This window comes from Clostridium sp. TF11-13AC, assembly GCF_003481065.1.
GTDB lineage: Bacteria > Bacillota > Clostridia > Lachnospirales > Lachnospiraceae > Otoolea > Otoolea fessa.
The window spans coordinates 891,767-910,425 of record NZ_QUKJ01000001.1 but is presented as its reverse complement, the minus strand read 5'-3'; the positions used below and the strand labels follow the sequence as shown (position 1 = coordinate 910,425).

General features: G+C 49.9%; 14 protein-coding genes and 2 tRNA genes. 14 read left to right on the top strand and 2 right to left on the bottom strand.

Features of this window, described 5'->3' with window-relative positions; genetic code table 11:
* Positions 1-517: 517 nt before the first annotated feature.
* Together DXD12_RS04145 and DXD12_RS04140 are read left to right on the top strand one after the other, a co-directional pair.
* Positions 518-808 (top strand): phage holin family protein, encoded by a 291-nt coding sequence (locus tag DXD12_RS04145; protein WP_022359091.1) that lies wholly within the window; start codon positions 518-520, stop codon positions 806-808.
* Between the two features lie 268 nt (positions 809-1,076).
* Positions 1,077-1,946 carry a M15 family metallopeptidase gene (locus DXD12_RS04140; protein ID WP_118637480.1) on the top strand — a complete coding sequence of 290 codons (870 nt, stop codon included), beginning with the start codon at positions 1,077-1,079 and terminating at the stop codon, positions 1,944-1,946.
* Positions 1,947-2,161: 215 nt separating this feature from the next.
* Here DXD12_RS04140 and DXD12_RS04135 read toward each other — a convergent pair.
* Positions 2,162-2,232, bottom strand: a tRNA-Gly gene (locus DXD12_RS04135).
* Positions 2,233-2,550: 318 nt separating this feature from the next.
* On the opposite strand from DXD12_RS04135, the gene trkA reads away from it, so the two are divergent.
* From trkA to DXD12_RS04115, 4 genes are all read left to right on the top strand, one after another.
* Complete coding sequence (gene trkA / locus DXD12_RS04130; protein ID WP_118637479.1) at positions 2,551-3,909, top strand: Trk system potassium transporter TrkA; 1,359 nt, start codon at positions 2,551-2,553, stop codon at positions 3,907-3,909.
* 9 nt (positions 3,910-3,918) lie between these two features.
* On the top strand, positions 3,919-5,358 hold the full coding sequence (locus DXD12_RS04125; protein WP_118637478.1) for a TrkH family potassium uptake protein: 1,440 nt from the start codon (positions 3,919-3,921) through the stop codon (positions 5,356-5,358).
* Between the two features lie 15 nt (positions 5,359-5,373).
* Complete coding sequence (locus tag DXD12_RS04120) at positions 5,374-5,664, top strand: hypothetical protein (protein WP_022359095.1); 291 nt, start codon at positions 5,374-5,376, stop codon at positions 5,662-5,664.
* A 194-nt stretch (positions 5,665-5,858) separates the two neighbouring features.
* Positions 5,859-6,083, top strand: a complete 225-nt coding sequence (locus DXD12_RS04115; RefSeq protein WP_106999714.1) for a hypothetical protein — start codon at positions 5,859-5,861, stop codon at positions 6,081-6,083.
* A 113-nt stretch (positions 6,084-6,196) separates the two neighbouring features.
* Here DXD12_RS04115 and DXD12_RS04110 read toward each other — a convergent pair.
* Positions 6,197-6,270 (bottom strand) — tRNA-Pro (locus DXD12_RS04110).
* Positions 6,271-6,602: 332 nt separating this feature from the next.
* Here DXD12_RS04110 and DXD12_RS04105 point away from each other — a divergent pair.
* The 8 genes from DXD12_RS04105 (at position 6,603) to DXD12_RS04070 (ending at position 17,904) form a co-directional block, all read left to right on the top strand.
* Positions 6,603-7,379, top strand: coding sequence for an HAD family hydrolase (locus DXD12_RS04105; protein WP_118293745.1), 777 nt, complete (start codon positions 6,603-6,605; stop codon positions 7,377-7,379).
* A gap of 241 nt (positions 7,380-7,620) precedes the next feature.
* Entirely contained in the window at positions 7,621-8,631 is a 1,011-nt protein-coding gene (gene asnA, locus DXD12_RS04100; protein WP_022360200.1) for an aspartate--ammonia ligase, read from the top strand.
* 151 nt (positions 8,632-8,782) lie between these two features.
* On the top strand, positions 8,783-10,204 hold the full coding sequence (lpdA, locus tag DXD12_RS04095; protein WP_117795214.1) for a dihydrolipoyl dehydrogenase: 1,422 nt from the start codon (positions 8,783-8,785) through the stop codon (positions 10,202-10,204).
* 25 nt (positions 10,205-10,229) lie between these two features.
* Positions 10,230-12,026: an aminopeptidase P family N-terminal domain-containing protein gene (locus DXD12_RS04090; RefSeq protein WP_118293744.1), complete on the top strand. Its 1,797-nt coding sequence runs from the start codon at positions 10,230-10,232 to the stop codon at positions 12,024-12,026.
* 122 nt (positions 12,027-12,148) lie between these two features.
* The gene (locus DXD12_RS04085; RefSeq protein WP_270228600.1) at positions 12,149-13,426 is read left to right on the top strand and encodes a peptidoglycan-binding protein; all 1,278 of its coding nucleotides are present in this window, start codon (positions 12,149-12,151) and stop codon (positions 13,424-13,426) included.
* A gap of 123 nt (positions 13,427-13,549) precedes the next feature.
* Positions 13,550-14,980 (top strand): MATE family efflux transporter, encoded by a 1,431-nt coding sequence (locus tag DXD12_RS04080; RefSeq protein WP_118293742.1) that lies wholly within the window; start codon positions 13,550-13,552, stop codon positions 14,978-14,980.
* Positions 14,981-15,179: 199 nt separating this feature from the next.
* The gene (locus DXD12_RS04075) at positions 15,180-15,890 is read left to right on the top strand and encodes a Bax inhibitor-1/YccA family protein (RefSeq protein ID WP_107000382.1); all 711 of its coding nucleotides are present in this window, start codon (positions 15,180-15,182) and stop codon (positions 15,888-15,890) included.
* Positions 15,891-16,305: 415 nt separating this feature from the next.
* Positions 16,306-17,904: a GH25 family lysozyme gene (locus DXD12_RS04070; protein WP_227589530.1), complete on the top strand. Its 1,599-nt coding sequence runs from the start codon at positions 16,306-16,308 to the stop codon at positions 17,902-17,904.
* Positions 17,905-18,659: the final 755 nt, after the last annotated feature.

The window sequence follows — 18,659 nt, the reverse complement described above, 5'->3', positions numbered from 1 at the left end:
AAAGTACCTGCAGTGAAGCGTAGAACCTCTTGTGTTTATGCAGATTTAAGAAAGCTTTATGTAGAAGTAAATAACTTAAAAGCGGCATAAATGCAGGCAGATATACAGCGGACTACCTGTAATGTGGAAACCAGCCGTATCCGGCATGGGAAAAGTGCGTATCCGCACGAATTCTAAGTTACTGGCGTATCCGCCGATATTTAGTCTTGCCGTTTAAAACGGCCGAGAAGCACGTGACTTTAGCCATGTGAGGTTCGCTGGCGTTGAGCATATTGTTAATACCTTTTTCCGTTTCTGCAAGCTGCTTTTTCAAAAGAGGCAGATCGGTGCTTTCTTTCTTCTGCAACTACATCAGCGTATCAATCAGTCGTTCCATGACTTCATCATTCATAATTGCTTTCATACAGTAATTGAGCGTACATATAAATTAGAGGAGACCGAGGCAGTGATGCAGGAACAGATCCGGGTAGCAAACCATCGGATCGCAGATTTGGAAAAGCAGATGGAGGGATAAGGTATGCAGATTAAAGATTATGTAAAGCCGGAATTACTTGTAGTAGCAGTAGTGCTGTACTTTATTGGGATGTGGCTGAAGCAGAGCGAGACAGTGAAAGACAAATACATCCCACTCATTAATGGGCTGATTGGCGTTGCGATTTGTGCCATCTATGTGTTCGCTACCTGTGCTTGCGGCAGTGGTCAGGATATCGCGCTGGCAGTTTTCACGGCACTTACACAGGGCGTCCTTGTGGCGGGATTGTCTACGTATGTAAACCAGATTTTTAAGCAGTCAGGAAAAGAAGAGTAGAAGGAGGTGCTCCGACTATCTCCCGCGGCAGTTCGGGGCATGGCTGCCGTTGCGGCATCGCAACAATAGGGGAAAATCGACGAAAGCCGATAGTAGGAATAAAAACCCCCAAGGAGTCGCGATCCTTGGGGGTTTTGTCGTTGCCTGTGATGGACAACTACTATCTCTTAGCCTATCGGCATTATAGCATATGCGAAAATTCTTTGCAAGATACCCCGGAAAACAAAATGTCATATTTTTCATATCATAAAGAAAAGAGGACAAATCTATGAGAGATATCACATTATGCCATCCGCGTCTCCAGCGCATTGCGTCCGCCTGGATCAAAGCCTGTGCGACCGAGGGTATCACAGTAGCCATCGGAGAGACACTGCGGACGGTGGCGGAGCAGGACGCTCTGTACGCGCAAGGACGTACCAAGCCTGGCAACATTGTAACCAATGCCAAAGGCAGTAGATATAGCAGTCAGCATCAGTGGGGGGGTGCTTTTGATTTTTATCTTAAGATGGATGTGGACGGCGATGGCAGCGTGTCAGACGATGCCTACAATGACAGCACAGGTATGTTTAAAAAGGCCGCAGAGCTGGCAAAAGCTTTAGGACTTGCCTGGGGCGGAGACTGGCGTAGCATCGTAGACAAGCCACATCTTTATCTGCCGGACTGGGGCAGCGGCACCAATATTCTTAAACAGCGTTACGGCACCTTTGAGGCGTTTAAAAAGACCTGGCCTAAAATGGATGTAGCGACAGTCAAAGCCGACAGCGATGCCGGAGCGGCGGATCTCAAGGACATCAAGAGCGGCGCACACGGCTTGAGCATCACTGCGTCCTCACTCATCATCCGGACAGCTCCGGCAGGTGCTGACTCTGGCAAGCGATACAGTAAGGATCAGCAGGTGCAGCCGATCCGGAAGTGTTTTGTCAGCGGAGCACCGTGGATCCAGACTGCGGACGGCTGGGTGTCTGGCAAGTATCTTAGTGGCTGGGTGTGCCAGGACGGGCGCTGGTGGTATCTGCTGAGTGGGTACACCTACCGGTACGATGCAGTCTGCCAGATTGACGGGCAGGCGTATGCGTTTGATTCGGATGGCTGGATGATTACCGCAGATCGGATAGCAGAGGACGGACATATACGATAAAATATGATGAAAAACACAATATAAGCGCATAATAAGGGGCTGTCATTCCTTGAAAATAAAGGAAAAACAGCCCTTTTTCGTGTGATATTTCCCCAGAAAAAGGGGTTCTTTATACTGAAATATGCTTTCGTGGTAGATGCTCCAAAAACACCGGAAACCCTTGTAAATAAAGGAAAAATCCAGCATTTACAAGGGTTTCTGCATCCATCAAAAAAAGCAGATAACGGGAATCGAACCCGCCTTTCCAGCTTGGGAAGCTAGCGTTCTACCGATGAACCATATCTGCAAATATATATTAAGTATACTGTTTTTTCTGAAAAAGTCAAGAAATTTATCTTGCCAAAAAGGGAGGAAAGTTACTGTACACGGGTAGGCACTTTTGGGATCGAAAGAGACAAATATATTCAAAACGCCCACAAAATCCCCTCTTAACACAATTTATATTTCAAAAACTCGCAGAAGGTGTTATAATAATTCCGTATAGATTAGGGCGCGGTTTTCAGGCACCCTTTTTCCGTCATAGGAAAGTGTTAAGGCACATTTTTTATTTTGTATATAAATCTGTATCGGTATGGCGGATAAACAGAAAATAACGGAGGAAACTATGGATATAATCATTATCGGATGCGGCAAGGTTGGTACGACGCTGGCGGAGCAGCTTGTCCGGGAAGATCACAATGTGGTGATGATCGATACGTCTGCGGAGCGGATGCAGCGGGTGTCAGATGATATCGATGCGATCAAGCTGGTGGGAAATGGTGCCAGCATTTCCATGCAGATCGAGGCAGGTGTGCAGACGGCGGACATGCTGATTGCCGTGACAGGGTCGGATGAGATGAACCTTCTCTGCTGCCTGATTGCGAGAAAAGTGGGGCATTGCCACACGATTGCGCGTGTGCGGAATCCGATTTACAGCAACGAGCTTACCTTTATCAAGCAGCAGCTGGGAATTTCCATGATTATTAACCCGGAATATGCGGCGGCGACGGAGATTTCGAGAATTCTGCGCTTCCCGTCAGCGATCAAGATCGATCCATTTGCCAAGGGAAAGGTAGAGCTTCTGAAATTTAAGGTAAAACCGGAGTTTAAGCTGGACGGGCTTTCGGTCATGGATATTGATAGCCAATTCCGCTGCGATGTCCTGATCGGCGGTGTTGAGCGCGGCGATGAGGTGGCGATCCCGGATGGTAAATTTGTGATTAAAAACGGGGATATGGTGTCGATTATCGCTTCCCCGGCAAATTCGGCAGAATTTTTCCGCAAGATCGGCATCCAGACGAACCAGGTCAGAAATACGATGATTGTCGGAGGCGGTACGATTGCTTATTATCTGGCGAAACTTTTGGCTGCGATGAAGATCCGGGTTAAAATTGTGGAGAAAGATAAAGCGCGTTGCGAGGTTCTGACAGAGCTTCTGGACGATGCGTTGATCCTCAACGGTGACGGAACGGACCGGCAGCTTCTTCTGGAAGAGGGGCTGATGACGGCGGAGGCATTTGTCACCCTGACGAATATGGATGAGGAAAATGTATTCCTTGCGCTGTATGCGAAGGAAAATTCCAGCGCGAAGCTGGTGACAAAGGTTAATCGGATCGCCTTTGACGAGCTGATCAGCAAGCTGGACCTGGGAAGTCTGATTTATCCGAAATACATCACGGCGGACTACATTTTACAGTATGTGCGCGCGATGCAGAATACGATCGGCAGCAATGTGGAGACGTTGTACCATATTCTCGACGGTCGGGCGGAGGCGCTGGAGTTTGTGATCCGCGAGAAGTCGGAAGTGACGGGCATTCCGCTGATGAATTTGAATCTCAAGAGCAACCTGCTGATCGGATGCATCAACCGCGGCGGCAATATCAAGATCGCGCGTGGACAGGACTGCATCCAGCAGGGCGATACAGTGATTGTCCTGACGAGCCAGAAAGGTCTGCGGGATATCCGTGACATCCTGAGAAAGTAGGCGGCATAGATGAATTATTCGATTGTATTTTATGTCATAGGCTGGATCCTGAATTTTGAGGCGGCTTTTATGGCGCTTCCGACGGCAGTGGCACTGATTTACCGTGAGTCGGAGGTATGGTGCTTTCTGGCAACGATGGCAGTATGCCTGATGGTTGGTATGATTCTGGTACGCCGGAAACCGAAAAATCAGATCTTTTATGTGGCGGAGAGCTTTGTGGCGGTTTCTCTAAGCTGGGTTTTACTCAGTGTGATGGGAGCAGTGCCGTTTGTATTAAGCGGCTATATTCCGAATCCGATCGACGCCCTGTTTGAGACGGTATCGGGCTTTACGACGACCGGTGCAAGTATTCTGAGCAATGTGGAGCAGCTGCCGAAATGCTTATTATTCTGGCGGAGTTTTACGCACTGGATCGGCGGTATGGGCGTTCTGGTATTCCTTCTGAGTGTCCTGCCGATGGTGGGCGGTTCCCATATGAATTTGATGAAGGCGGAGAGCCCAGGACCGATCGTGAGCCGTCTCGTTCCGAAGGTTCAGATGACGGCGAAGCTGTTATACCAGATTTATCTGGGAATGACGATTCTTGAGGCTGTGATTCTGATTCTTGGGAAAATGCCGATTTTTGACGCGATCACGATCACGGTCGGAACAGCAGGTACGGGTGGTTTTGCAATCCGGAATGATAGTCTGGCGAGCTACACGGCATTTCAGAAAAATGTCGTGACGGTGTTTATGATTCTGTTCGGAGTGAACTTTAACTTTTACTTCTTTCTGCTGATGCGGAAGATGGGACAGGCCTTTAAAATGCAGGAGGTCCGGGCATATTTTCTAATCATTGCATCGGCGATTGGCATCATTACAGTCAATACGGTAGCACTCTGCGGCAATGCACTGCAGGCATTCCAGGATGCGGCATTCCAGGTCGGTTCGATTATCACGACGACCGGTTATGCCACGGTGGATTTTGATAAATGGCCGCAGCTTTCAAGAACGATTATGGTACTTTTGATGTTTATCGGCGCCTGCGCGGGCAGTACCGGAGGCGGTATCAAGGTGTCGCGTGTTTTGATTCTGCTTAAATCGGTAAAAAAGGAGCTGAAACAGTACCTGCACCCGAGTGCAGTGGAGAAGATCAAAATGGATGGAAAGATCGTGGAGCATGAGGTTGTGCGCTCGACGAATGTGTTTATGGTTGCGTATGTGCTCATTTTTACGGTATCTGTTCTGCTGATTTCTCTGGATGAATACGATCTGGTGACGAATTTTACGGCGGTTACGGCTACGTTTAATAATATCGGACCGGGTCTGGCGCTGGTCGGACCGACCGGAAACTTTGGATTTTTCAGTAATTTCTCAAAAGTGGTTCTGATTTTTGATATGCTGGCAGGACGTCTGGAGATTTTCCCGGTACTTCTGCTGTTTTCAAGGGAAACCTGGAAGCGGTTCTAGGGAAGGAGAATGCGGATGGATATACTGTTCTTTTTAACGGGGTGTCTGGGACTGGCAGAGACAATTGATTTGTTCTGCGGCAAAGATTTCCTGATTTTTATATCGGATTCGATCGATCCGAAGAAATATAACCTGAAAAAGGTGTATGCGGTTGAAAAATGGCTGTTTGCGATTGATACGCTGTCGCTGTTTGGCATGGCGTTTCATCTGGGCGGCGGTACGGGCGATCTGGTGCTGGCGGCAGTTGTGCTGGTGACACTGTTCGCACATGTGTATGTGTTTAAGAGCCGGAACTTCCGGGTGTAAGTAGATAAAAGTGGGCGTGATGTGTCTGGCATGCGCCCATTTTTGCTGCCATGATGCAGAGAAAATGGCTGGTGGCTTGTTTTGGGACAGATGCTTGAAACGGCTGACAGTGTGGCTTCCGGGGAAGTGGGACACACTTTGCGTTGACAGGCATATGATATAGTATCAATGAAAAATGAAAAGGAGATTATCATATGTGTTGGTCTTGGGGTAATGGTTGTGGACACTGCGGAGGATGCGGCGGCTGTGGAAATAATGGATGGGGCTGGAATAGCTGTGGAAATAACGGAAGAAATTCCTATCGGAGAGGTTTCAACGATGGTTATGCAATCGGCTATCGGGATGGCTATGATGCCGGAAGAGACAGCCAGTCTGGCTGCGGCTGCGGCAATAATGGCGGCTGTGGCTGCGGAAACTAGAGAGGGCGATTCAATTTGCACGAGGTGTGAACTGAGGGAAAGAAAGCCGGGCGGTGAGAGCTGCCCGGCTTTCTTCCCTTCAGTTATTAAGAACTCTAAGAATACGCTAAAAATCGGGGCAACAGGATTTGAACCTGCGACCTCTCGGCCCCCAGCCGAGCGCGCTACCAAGCTACGCCATACCCCGAAAATAAATCATAGCTGTACTTTGCCAAATGTTCAGCTGACATATACCGCCATTTGTTGAAATATCATATGCGTATCATTATATCAAAATTACATCAAAAATCAACTATGACTTCTAAATTTTCGCTGCCGGATGTTTGTTTTTTGATGTAATTTTGATGGTTGAGTGGAATTTTACGAATCAATGGAATGGATCAATAGAATGAATATTTTCCCAATATTGACTCCAAATTTGAAAAATGGTATGATGAAAACGTGGATAATTAAAAGAAAAGGTCATAGCAGAGTCTTCGGCTGTGACCTTTTGTAGTAACCAACCCCAAGGAGAACATCATGATAAGTTTTGACCTCGACATGACCCTCTTAGACCACCGGACGGATCAGATCACACCGAGTGCGCTGGAGGCGATTGAAAAGCTGCGCCCGAAGTACAAGATTGTGCTGGCAACGGGGCGCGATATGGATAATTATTACAGTACATCGTACCGGGACATCGTCCGTCCGGATGCGATTGTACATATGAACGGGACGAAGATCACAGTGGGAGATAAGCTGCTGTTTGAGCACATCTTTGATCCGGAACTCCTGCGCCGGGTGCTGAGTTTCTGCGATGAAAAGGGATTCGGAATCGGCATGACGGTGGGGGATGAAGATTACTATATCCATCCGGAGATCATTGCGGCTAATGATATCCGCTTCTGGGGAAGCTGCGGGCGGCAGTTCCAGAATCCGTGGAAGATGCTCACGATGCCGGTCCGGACACTGGCGTTTGTCGGCAGCCGTGAACAGGTGAAGGAGATGGAACGGGAATTTCCGACCCTGAAATTGCCGATGTTTGCGAGCGGACATGGCGCGGATGTGGTCGAGAAAGGCAATTCCAAGGCGGACGGACTCCGCAGGCTGGCGGTGTATTTTGGAGAAAAAGAAGATCTCTCCGATACAGTGGCATTTGGCGACAGCATGAATGATATTGAGGTTGTGCAGGAAGCCGGCATCGGCGTGGCGATGGGAAATGCAGTGGATGCGCTTAAAAAAGTAGCCGATTACGTGACGGCACCGATCGGGGAAGATGGAATTTATAAAGCGTGCGAACACCTTCATTTATTTTAAAGAAGTTATTTTCCTATTTTACCTGTTCCCATTTTCCTATATAAATGATATAATAGCTACCAAACGGTTATTGTCCACAGGTGAGTTTCTTTGAGTAGAAATTCCATGCAGTACAATAACAAGAAATGACTTAAAAGGCGCGTGCCTGCAAGCTTTGACTAAAAGGATGAACTGCGGCTGCAGAAATCGGCAGTGCGGCAGGGAACCGGACACGCACCGGGAAAAAGAGAGGATGTAACAGATGGAACATTTAATTACTCCGGCTGGTTATAAACCGGTATTGGATTTGAGAGAAACACAGGTTGCTATCAAGGAAATCAAGGACTTTTTTCAGAGAGAACTGGCAAAACAGCTCAATCTGACCCGTGTGTCCGCACCGCTTTTTGTACTGCCGGAATCTGGTCTGAACGATAACTTAAACGGCGTAGAGCGCCCGGTATCCTTTGGGATTCTGGAGCAGAAAGATCGGAAGGCTGAGATTGTACATTCTCTCGCCAAATGGAAACGTCAGGCATTAAAAGAGTACGGATTTCAGGAAGGTGAAGGCCTTTACACCGACATGAGCGCGATTCGTCGTGATGAGGATACAGACAACATCCATTCCATTTATGTGGATCAGTGGGACTGGGAGAAGATCATCAGTAAAAAAGATCGTACCCGTGAGACACTGGAATCCATTGTCCGTTCGGTTTACAAGGCACTGAAAGTGACCGAGGACTATATGGCATATGAATATGAGTACATTGGACGTTATCTTCCGGAAAATATCACATTTGTGACGACCCAGGAACTGGAAGATATGTATCCGGATTGCACACCGAAGGAGCGCGAGTATAAGATTGCGAAGCTGCATGGTGCGGTATTTATTGAGCAGATTGGTGACAAGATGAAATCCGGTGAGAAGCACGATGGTCGTGCTCCGGACTATGATGACTGGAAATTAAACGGCGATATTCTGGTATATTATCCAGTTCTGGATATCGGACTGGAGCTTTCTTCCATGGGTATCCGTGTTGATGAGGATTCCCTGAAAGAGCAGCTGGTAAAGGCGGGATGTGAGGAACGCGCGGAGCTGCCATTCCAGAAAGCAGTTCTGGAGGGAGAGCTTCCGTATACAGTCGGCGGCGGTATCGGTCAGTCCCGTATCTGTATGTTCTTTCTGCGGAAAGCACATATCGGAGAGGTGCAGGCGTCGATCTGGCCGGACGGTGTGCGCGCAGAGGCAGAGGCTCACAACATTCATCTGCTGTAAAAATAAAATTGATGAAAAGCTGCCCGGGAAAGTGATTTTCTGCGGCAGTTTTTTGTGTAATAAGAAATTCATTAGAATTCCCTATTACACAAAAAGGCACATTCTTTTTATGTAATGGGAAGCCCATAGAATGAGAGGATAGGATATTTATATGGCGGATCATATCTATGATTTAATTATTATCGGTGCGGGACCGGCGGGATATACGGCAGCGCTGCGTGCGGCGGCGATGGGGATGGATGCAGTCCTGATCGAGAAAAAAGCGCTGGGCGGCTCATGCGTCAATACCGGCTGTATTCCTGCCAAGGCGCTTCTGCAGGCGACGGCAGTCTATCGGGATATGTTGAAAGCATTCCGGTTTGGCATCGTGGCGGAGAAGGTCAGCTTTGACTGGCGGCAGATGCAGATTTATAAAAATGAGTCCGTGGAATCATTCCGCTCAATGATTCAGGGAATGTTAGAAAAAGCGGAGGTGGAGATGATTCACGGCGATGCGCGCCTGCATGCGGATAATGTGGTGCGTGTGACGACCTCCAAAGGCGCATTGACGCTGAAAGGAAAAAATGTGATTCTGGCAACCGGTTCCAGCCCTGTGATTCCGGATATCCCGGGAATTGATCTGCCGCAGGTTATGACAAGCCGTGATATTCTGCGGATGGATGACTGGAATTTTGACTGTCTGACGGTCATCGGCGGCGGTGTCATCGGTGTGGAGATCGCGACGATCTTCGCGGCGCTCGGTTCCCGCGTAACGCTTTTGGAGCAGGCAAACCGTCTGCTGGAGTCGATGGATCCGATGATTTCCGAGCAGATGGAAGCAAATCTGCGTTCTAAGGGTATTGAAGTCCACTGCAATGTACAGGTCATGGAGATCAAGGATCGCGGCAACGACACGGTGTCGGTCAATTACCGTTGTGAGCGTGGCTGGAAGGAAAGCCCGGCGGACCGCGTGCTGGTGGCAGTCGGCAGACGCCCGAATATGTCGAAGGTTCTGGCGGACGATTGTCAGGTACAGCTGGAAAATGGGCGTCCGCTCATCAAGGGAACTTACCGCACGACGCAGGAAAATGTCTATGCGATCGGCGATACCGTGGCGCGGAAACGTCTTGCCCATGTGGCAGCGTCCCATGCGGCTTATCTGGTCGAAAACCTGGCGGGACGCGGACACCGGATGCAGCTTTCGGTCGTGCCGAACGGTATGTATGTCGTGCTTCCGGTTGTGCCGACCTGTATTTATACGGAGCCGGAGATTGCGGCGGTTGGATTTACGGAAAATGACGCCCGCCTTTATAATATGAAGATCAAGTGCGGTGTGGCATATATGACGGAAAATGGAAAAGCGCTTTTAGCGAGAAACAGCCGCGGTTTTGTGCGCCTGATTTTTGAGGCGTATACCAACACGCTGATCGGGGCGCAGATCATGTGTGCGCGTGCGACGGACATGATCGGAGAGATGGCAACGGCGATCGCCAATGGTCTTACGGCATATCAGCTCTCGACGGCGATGCGCGCGCATCCGACGTACAGTGAGGCGATCACGGAGGCGATCAAAGATGCGTTGAAAAATGGATAATAGAGAAACAACAGGAGGCAGAAAAATGGGACGTGAGGTTCGGGAGAGAATTGAACAGCTTCGCGAGAAGATGGCGGAGCGTGGAATGGACGCATATCTGATTCCAACATCGGATTTCCACGGCTCGGAATACGTGAGCGGGTATTTCAAATGCCGGAAATATATGACAGGCTTTACCGGTTCGGCGGGAACGGCGGTCATTACGATGGAGGACGCAGGTCTCTGGACGGATGGCAGATATTTTGTGCAGGCGGCAGCAGAGCTTTCCGGCAGCGGGGTGGAACTTTACCGCTCCGGTCAGGAGGGCGTGCCGACGACGCTGGAATTTTTGAAAAAACATATGCCGGAACAGGGTGTTCTGGGTTTTGACGGCAGAGTGGTCGATACGGCAGAGGGCGAGCGCATCGCGAAAGCACTGTCCGGGAAAAAGGTACGCATTTCGGAGGGTGAGGATCTGGTTGGGAGTATCTGGGATGACCGCCCGGCGCTTCCGATGAACCCGGTCTGGATTCTGGAAGAGAAGTATGCGGGAAAACCGGCGGAGGAGAAGATTGCAGATCTGCGCGGGGAGATGAAAAAGCGTCAGGCGACGGTGCATCTGCTGACGAGTCTTGATGATATCGCGTGGCTTTTAAATATCCGGGGTGATGACATTGTACATACGCCGGTTGTATTGTCCTACTTGATTGTGACAAAACAGGAATTATTCCTCTTTATTCATGAGAAGACGCTGAACGAAGAAGTACGTGCCTATCTGCATGGACTGGGCGTTCGGATCATGCCATATGAGGCGGTATACCAGATTGCATCCGCATTCCGCTATGAGCGCGTTTTATTGGAAAAGTCGAAGATCAATTACCGTCTGTTCCGGTGCCTGGATGCGAGCGTGAAAGTGATCGAGGCGATGAATCCGACGGCAGCGGCCAAAGCAGTCAAAAATCCAGTGGAACAGGAAAATATGCGCCGTGTGCATGTGCAGGACGGTCTGGTATTGACCCGTTTCCTGCGCTGGGTGAAGGAACATGCAGGCGAAAAAGGACTGGACGAGTGGACCGCAGGGGAATATCTGGATAAGCTGCGCCTGGAGCAAAAAAACTGCCTGGATATGAGCTTTACGACGATCTCTGCGTGGGGACCGAACGCGGCGATGTGCCATTATACGGCGTCTGAGACAGAGAAGAGCAGTGTGCCGAATAAGGGGCTGTATCTGGTCGATTCCGGCGGACAGTATTATGAGGGAACGACGGATGTGACGCGTACCATCGCGGTCGGACCGATCACGCAGGAAGAAAAACGCTGCTGTACGCTGGTGGCGTGTTCGATGCTGCGTCTGCTGGATGCGAAGTTTATGTATGGCTGCCGCGGTATCAACCTGGACTATATTGCGCGCGAACTCCTGTGGAGAAACGGTCTGGATTTCAACCATGGAACAGGGCATGGTGTCGGCTATCTGGGATGTGTGCATGAGCGCCCGAATTCCATCCGATGGAGGCTGCTCACATCGCCTGCTGAAAATGCGGTTCTGGAGGAAGGCATGGTTACCTCCGATGAGCCGGGGCTTTATCTGGAAGGAAAATTTGGCATCCGGACGGAGAATCTGATGCTTTGTGTGAAAGATGTGAAGAATGAATTTGGTCAGTTCATGAAATTTGAAAACCTGACCTGGGTTCCGATCGATCTGGACACGATCGATGTATCGCTTATGGAAGCGCGCGACCGCGAGCTTTTGAACGCGTACCATAAGGGCGTGTATGAGAAGCTGTCTCCGTATATGATGGAGGAAGAGAAGATGTGGCTGGCAGAGGCGACGCGAGCAATTTAGAAGAGGAAAACAAGGAAGATACGGCAGTAAAACATTAAAAAAGCGGTTAAAAACCGGCATAGATAAAAGATGCCGGATATAAACTGTAAATGACCATGTAAAATAAATGCGAGGCTGCGTGTATGCGCTATCATTCGTTCGACCGTGTCCGAATCTGTGAGACAACTGGAATGCAGGACGGCTATCTGCGGATCGATGTGGTAAACAGTGAAAACAATTTTCCAATTAAGGGAGCAGAGGCTTCGATCAGCTATGGAGAATCAGGACAGACGCAGGAAGTGCTTAGAACCAATTTATCCGGGCAGACGGAGGAGATTGCGGTAGCGGCGCCTCCTGCGTTGCTTTCACTGGAAGAACAGAACCGGGAAAAGCCGTATGCGGATTATACGGTGGAAGTGCGGGCAGAGGGCTATGGGCCGGTGAAGGTAAAGGGAACGGAGGTGCTGGCGGGCGTGCTGGCAGTCCAGCCGATCCGGATGATTCCGCTTCCGGCTCAGACCGGAGCGGAGGAGAATATCCAGATTCCGGACCATACCTTATATGGTTCCTATCCGCCCAAGATTGCCGAGGATGAGGTAAAACCAGTGCAGGAGAGCGGAGAGATCGTGCTGAGCCGCGTGGTGGTGCCGCAGACGATCGTCGTGCATGACGGTGCACCGACCAATGCGTCCGCAAAAGATTACTATGTGGCATACCGGGATTATATCAAGAACGTGGCATCGAGCGAGATTTATGCGACCTGGCCGCGCAGCACAATCGTCGCTAATGTGCTGGCAATCATGTCGTTTACGTTGAACCGGGTGTATACGGAGTGGTATCGGAACCAGGGCTACGATTTTACGATTACATCCTCAACGGCATTCGATCACAAATGGATTTACGGGCGCGATATTTTTGAGCCGATCTCAGAGGTGGTGGATGACATTTTTGACAACTATCTGTCCCGCCCCGGTGTGAGGCAGCCGATTCTGACGCAGTACTGCGACGGGCGGCGGGTGTCCTGCCCGGGCTGGATGACCCAGTGGGGATCCTGCAGTCTGGGAGAACAGGGATACAGCGCGATCGAGATATTGCGGCGCTTCTATGGAAATAGTATTTACATCAACACTGCGGAACAGATATCAGGAATCCCGATCTCCTATCCGGGGGAACCGCTTAAGGTGGGGTCCAGCGGCGATAAGGTGCGGCAGCTGCAGCAGCAGCTTGATGCGGTGGCGACTGTGTATACAGCGATCCCGCGGGTTACGCCGGACGGGATCTACGGACCCGGAACGGAGGCATCCGTACGGGCGTTCCAGTCGGTGTTTGGACTTCCGCAGACGGGCGTGGTGGATTTTGCTACCTGGTACAAGATTTCTCATATCTATGTGGGGATCTCGCGGATTGCGGAGCTGAATTGAGTTGGAAATGGGATTTGCGGGAGAAGAATAACGAAAAGACATATGAATTCCTATAGGTGAAATATCTGTGAGCAGGATGCATACAGGAAACAGAGACAAAGAACATAAGAGGGGGTGGATTGGATGAAAGATACCAGACGGGAAGAGGGAGTCAGACAAACCGGGGAGACTGGCCGGGCAAATGCGATCACAGAGGGAGTGATCTGGAAACAGCTTCTGCTATTTTTCTTCCCGATTTTATTTGGAACTTTTTTTCAGCAGCTCTATAATACGGCAGATGCGGTGGTAGTAGGCCGTTTTGTCGGAAAGGAAGCGCTGGCGGCGGTCGGCGGAAGCACATCGATGCTTACGAACCTGCTGGTTGGCTTTTTTGTAGGACTTTCTTCGGGTGCGACAGTTATCATCGCCCAGTTTTACGGGGCGGGACGCGGTCAGCGGGTCAGCGAGGCAGTCCACACGGCGATTGCCTTTTCGCTGCTGTGCGGTATCCTCATGACGGTTGGCGGACTCCTTTTTTCCGACACGGCGCTTCGCCTGATGGGGACGCCGGAGGATATCATGGACAATGCAAGCGGGTATCTGCACATTTATTTTGTCGGAATCACGGCGAACCTCTTATATAATATGGGTGCCGGAATCCTGCGGGCAATCGGTGATTCCAAAAGACCGTTCTATTTCCTTGTGATCAGCTGTTTTACAAACATTGCGCTCGATCTGTTGTTTGTAGTAGGACTTCGGATGGGCGTGCGTGGCGCGGCGGTGGCGACGATTCTTTCCCAGGTGGTCAGTGCGTGTCTGGTATTGGGAACGCTGATGCGTGCGGATGGCTCGTACCGGTTTGAGATCCGGAAAACGCGGATCACACCGGTGATTCTGGTGCGGATCATCCGGATTGGGTTTCCGGCTGGACTCCAGTCGGTTATGTATTCCTTTTCCAACCTCGTGATCCAGAGCAGCGTCAATGCACTGGGAACAGACACGGTGGCGGCGTGGGCTGCATATGGAAAGATCGACAGCACTTACTGGATGATCATTAATGCGCTGGGGATCTCCATCACGACCTTTGTCGGACAAAATTACGGCGCGGGGCGGCTGGACCGTGTGAAACGCAGCGTGTACGTCTGCCTGGGAATTTCCTGTATTATCACGGTGGGGCTGAGCACGATCCTGTATCTGACGGGCGGCTATATTTATCTGTTGTTCACAACGGATGCGGAGGTAATCGCGATCGGCATGAAGATTCTTCACTTCCTGGTGCCGGCATTTGTGACATACCTCTGTATTGAGATTTATTCCGGCGCACTGCGCGGTGTGGGAGACTGCTGGATTCCGATGATTATGACGGCGCTGGGCGTGTGCGTCCTGCGGGTTGTCTGGATCCTGATCGCTGTTCCGATCCGCCCGGATATCCTGACAGTAGTATTCAGCTATCCGCTGACCTGGACGATCACAACGGTTCTCTTTAATATTTATTATTATTTTTTCAGTGCGCTGAAAAAATGGAATGTGCCGCTTTCGTGGAAGAAAAAGAGGCGGGAGCTTCATAACCTGTAAATAGTTATGCATGGTTTCGAAAATGATTGACAAAACGGGGTGGTACTGGATTTTTTTCAGAAAGTGTGATATTCTTATGTTACAAAAGATAGGTGACAGTGTTTCTTCCTGGATGGATGCCGCGCAAGCGGCAGATAAAACGGAGATTCGAAACAGAGGGCAGAGGCACTTGCCGCTGGTCAGAAAGAGAGGCAGAATTATGGGCTATGAACCAATGAATGAGTCCTGGCAGATGGCGGGGGAACGCCATGAGACACTGGGACAGTATGTGGCGAAGACATATTTATGGATGTTTGCAGGGCTTCTTGTGACATTTGGCATCGCATTAGCCGGATACGTGACGGGAGCGATTTTGTATGTATTTCAGGTTCCATATGCGACCCTCGCATTGACGGGACTGGAGCTTTTGACGGTGATCTGGCTGAGTGCCCGGATTCACAAGTTATCGGTGGGAGCGGCGAGAGGGCTGTTTCTATTCTATGCAGCTTTAAACGGCGTTGTTTTCTCGATGTATTTCCTGATCTTCGGTGTTGTGGAGATGGTGTTTGTATTTGCGGCGACCGCGCTGTTCTTCGGAATGATGGCGGGCGTCAGCCTGATCTTCAAGCTGGACTTGAGCGGAATCCGTCCATTGCTCGTTGGCGGACTGCTGTTTCTGATTCTCTTTGGTCTGCTTTCAATGTTTTTAAATCTAGGCAGCTTTGAGACAGTGCTCTGCTATGCCGGTATCGTGGTATTCTTAGGCTTTACCGCTTATGATACAACCAAGATCCGGGATAATTACCAGATTTTCTCCGCGGATCCGGAGCTGCTTCAGAAAGCATCGGTATTCTCAGCGCTGCAGCTGTATCTCGATTTTATCAACCTGTTTCTGTACATTATCCGCCTGATGAACCGGAATCGGAAATAGGAAAAAATCTTTCAGGAGAACAGAAGTTCCTTTGCAGGAATAAAGAAAAGTGGAATTTTGCGGAAAACTGAATATGCAAAAATGAAATGCCGGAACGGGGGAAAGCTTTGTTCCGGCATTATTGTGTTTTTCTGCTTGAAAATCCTGTTTTTGGCATGGACGGCTTCATTCTTTTAGCAGAAAGGGAAGCATTCTGTAATAAATTTGACAGATTTTATTTAAAGTTTCTCTATTGAAGTGGATGGGGAGTATCTGTTAAACTAGGTTATAATAGGAAATGTTCTGCTGTTGGTTACACAGTGTGTGGATGAACCATATTTGTTTCGCATATGCCCCCGCCGGATCAGGCGGGGAAATGTATATAAATGGTGAACAGACAACAGGTATAAAAGGATAATCAAGGAGGTTTTTTGGCATGAATCGGAATAGAATGAACAAAAAAAGGATGGGGCGCGCGCGTGTGCTTTCACGGGCAGCGGCTGGCATGCTGGCAGCAGCGCTGTGTTTTCAGCCGATGACAGCGCTGGCAGGACCGGCGGGAGATTCTTCTCTTACATCGTCATCCTCGAATGCGGGGCCGGGCGGCGGTTCGGGCAGCTCCAATTCGGGAAGTACAGGCAGCTCTGGCGGTTCGACTTCTGTTTCCAATGGGGGTGTGAGCGCGGTCACATCGGGGCTTGGCGTGTACCGGGTGACGGAGAATGAGGGGATCGGTGCGATTGCGCGCGGCGTGGATGTGTCTTACTGGCAGCAGAATGTAAATTGGAGCCAGGTGGCATCGGATAATGTACAGTTTGCGATGCTGGCAACCCGGTTCCGCGGTAATGTGGATCCGTTTTTCGCTATGAACGCGGCAAATGCGAGCCAGGCAGGGCTGCGACTGGGCGCGTACATTTATTCGTATGCGACTTCGGTCGAAATGGCGCAGCAGGAGGCGGATTTTGTCCTGAATCTTATCAAGGATTATCCTATCTCCTTTCCGGTTGTCTTTGATGCCGAGGATGCTAATACGCTGGGAACTCTGACGCAGTCTCAGGTCAGCGATGTGATCAACGCGTTCTGTAAGCGGATTCAGGATGCAGGATATTATCCGATGGTCTATGCAAATGAATACTGGATTGCCAATAAGATCGATATGTCGAAGATTTCGTATGATATATGGGTGGCAAAATACCAGCAGAAGTATACATATTCAAAGACCTCGATGTGGCAGGCGTCCAACACCGGTTCGGTCAAGGGCGTGAACGGCAATGTGGATATTGATTATCTGTATAAAGATTATACGCAGATCATTCCGGGCAATACCTGGCGGACGATCGCGGGGAACCGTTACTATTATCAGAACCATGTGATGCAGAAATCGGCGTGGATTAACGATGGTCAGAATTGGTACTATATGAATGCGGCGGGCAATCCGTCTAAAGGATGGCTGGAGCTTTCAGGCAAAAAGTATTATCTGGAGGCGGATGGTCATATGATTACCGGCTGGAAGACACTGGACGGCGGCTGGCGTTATTTTGATGCATCGGGCGAGCAGGCGACGGGCTGGCGTGCGGTTGATGGGAGCTGGTATTTCATGGCGGACAATGGTCTGATGCAGATGGGCTGGCTGGAGACGGGCGGCAAGAAATATTATCTGAACGCATCCGGCGCGATGCAGGCGGGCTGGCAGAACCTGGGCGGAAGCTGGTATTACTTTGACGGCTCCGGCGCCATGACGACGGGCTGGCAGGCAGTCGGCGGAAAGTGGTATTACATGAACGAGTCCGGCGTGATGCAGACCGGCTGGCTGGATCTTGGCGGTAAGAAATATTACCTGGATGCCAGCGGCGCGATGTACGCAGGTATTACGTTCGAGATGGATGGAAATACCTGGCAGGCAGCGGCAGACGGAAGCTGCACGGTAGTTCTGCCGGAGGAGAATGCGGCGGGAAATGGCGGTTCGACGGATGGACAGACTCCGACAACCGGAAGCCAGTCACCGGTGCAGCCGTCTGGTCCGGCAGGGGTATAATATAAATATGATTTGAACCAGTACCCAGATATTGGAGCTGATTCAGTTAAAAAAATGAAAAAGTAAACAAATTCGAACGGAAATAACTTGCTTTTTTGCCAACCTCATTATACAATGTTAAACAGGCAAAAAAAGGACTTGCTTATGGGATGGAGGGAAACAGCATAAGTAATCTGGCATAACATGACGTTTCAAACTGCTATATCAACTGTATGTGCAAGATAAGCTGCGGCTGTTCCGGTGCGGATTTGACGAAAGATGCGAGGCTCTTCTGGCTGCAAATTAGGAAGAGCCTCGGTATGCGTTATATCGGCAAAAGCGCAGAATCGGGATGGCGGGCACAGAAGTAGTGCGAAAGCGGGGCGTTTGTCAGCAGGAAACTGTGAAAGCAGTGGTTCGCAGGCAGGCAGCTGCGCTAAGACGCAGGCAGGGAAAGGTCGGAGAATGCAGATTCCGGATTTAGTACTGCATGGAAGCAGCGTGTTTTTACATATTGTATAATGATTATATAATCAGAACCGTCGGCGGAGTTGTAGTGCTAAAAAAGGGATGTCAGTGCGGCTGGCTGCCGGAATCATTTCCGGAAACAGGGATGAGGGCAGTGTTTGTCATCAGTCAGGCACCGGACAGCGCTTATGTGAGAATCGAATAACAAGTCAGTGGTACAGATGTTTATGTATGCATGGCTATTAAAGTCGGATTCGCATAGACGGAAGTGCATGCCATTTATGTATGCAGAGGAGATTGTACAATCC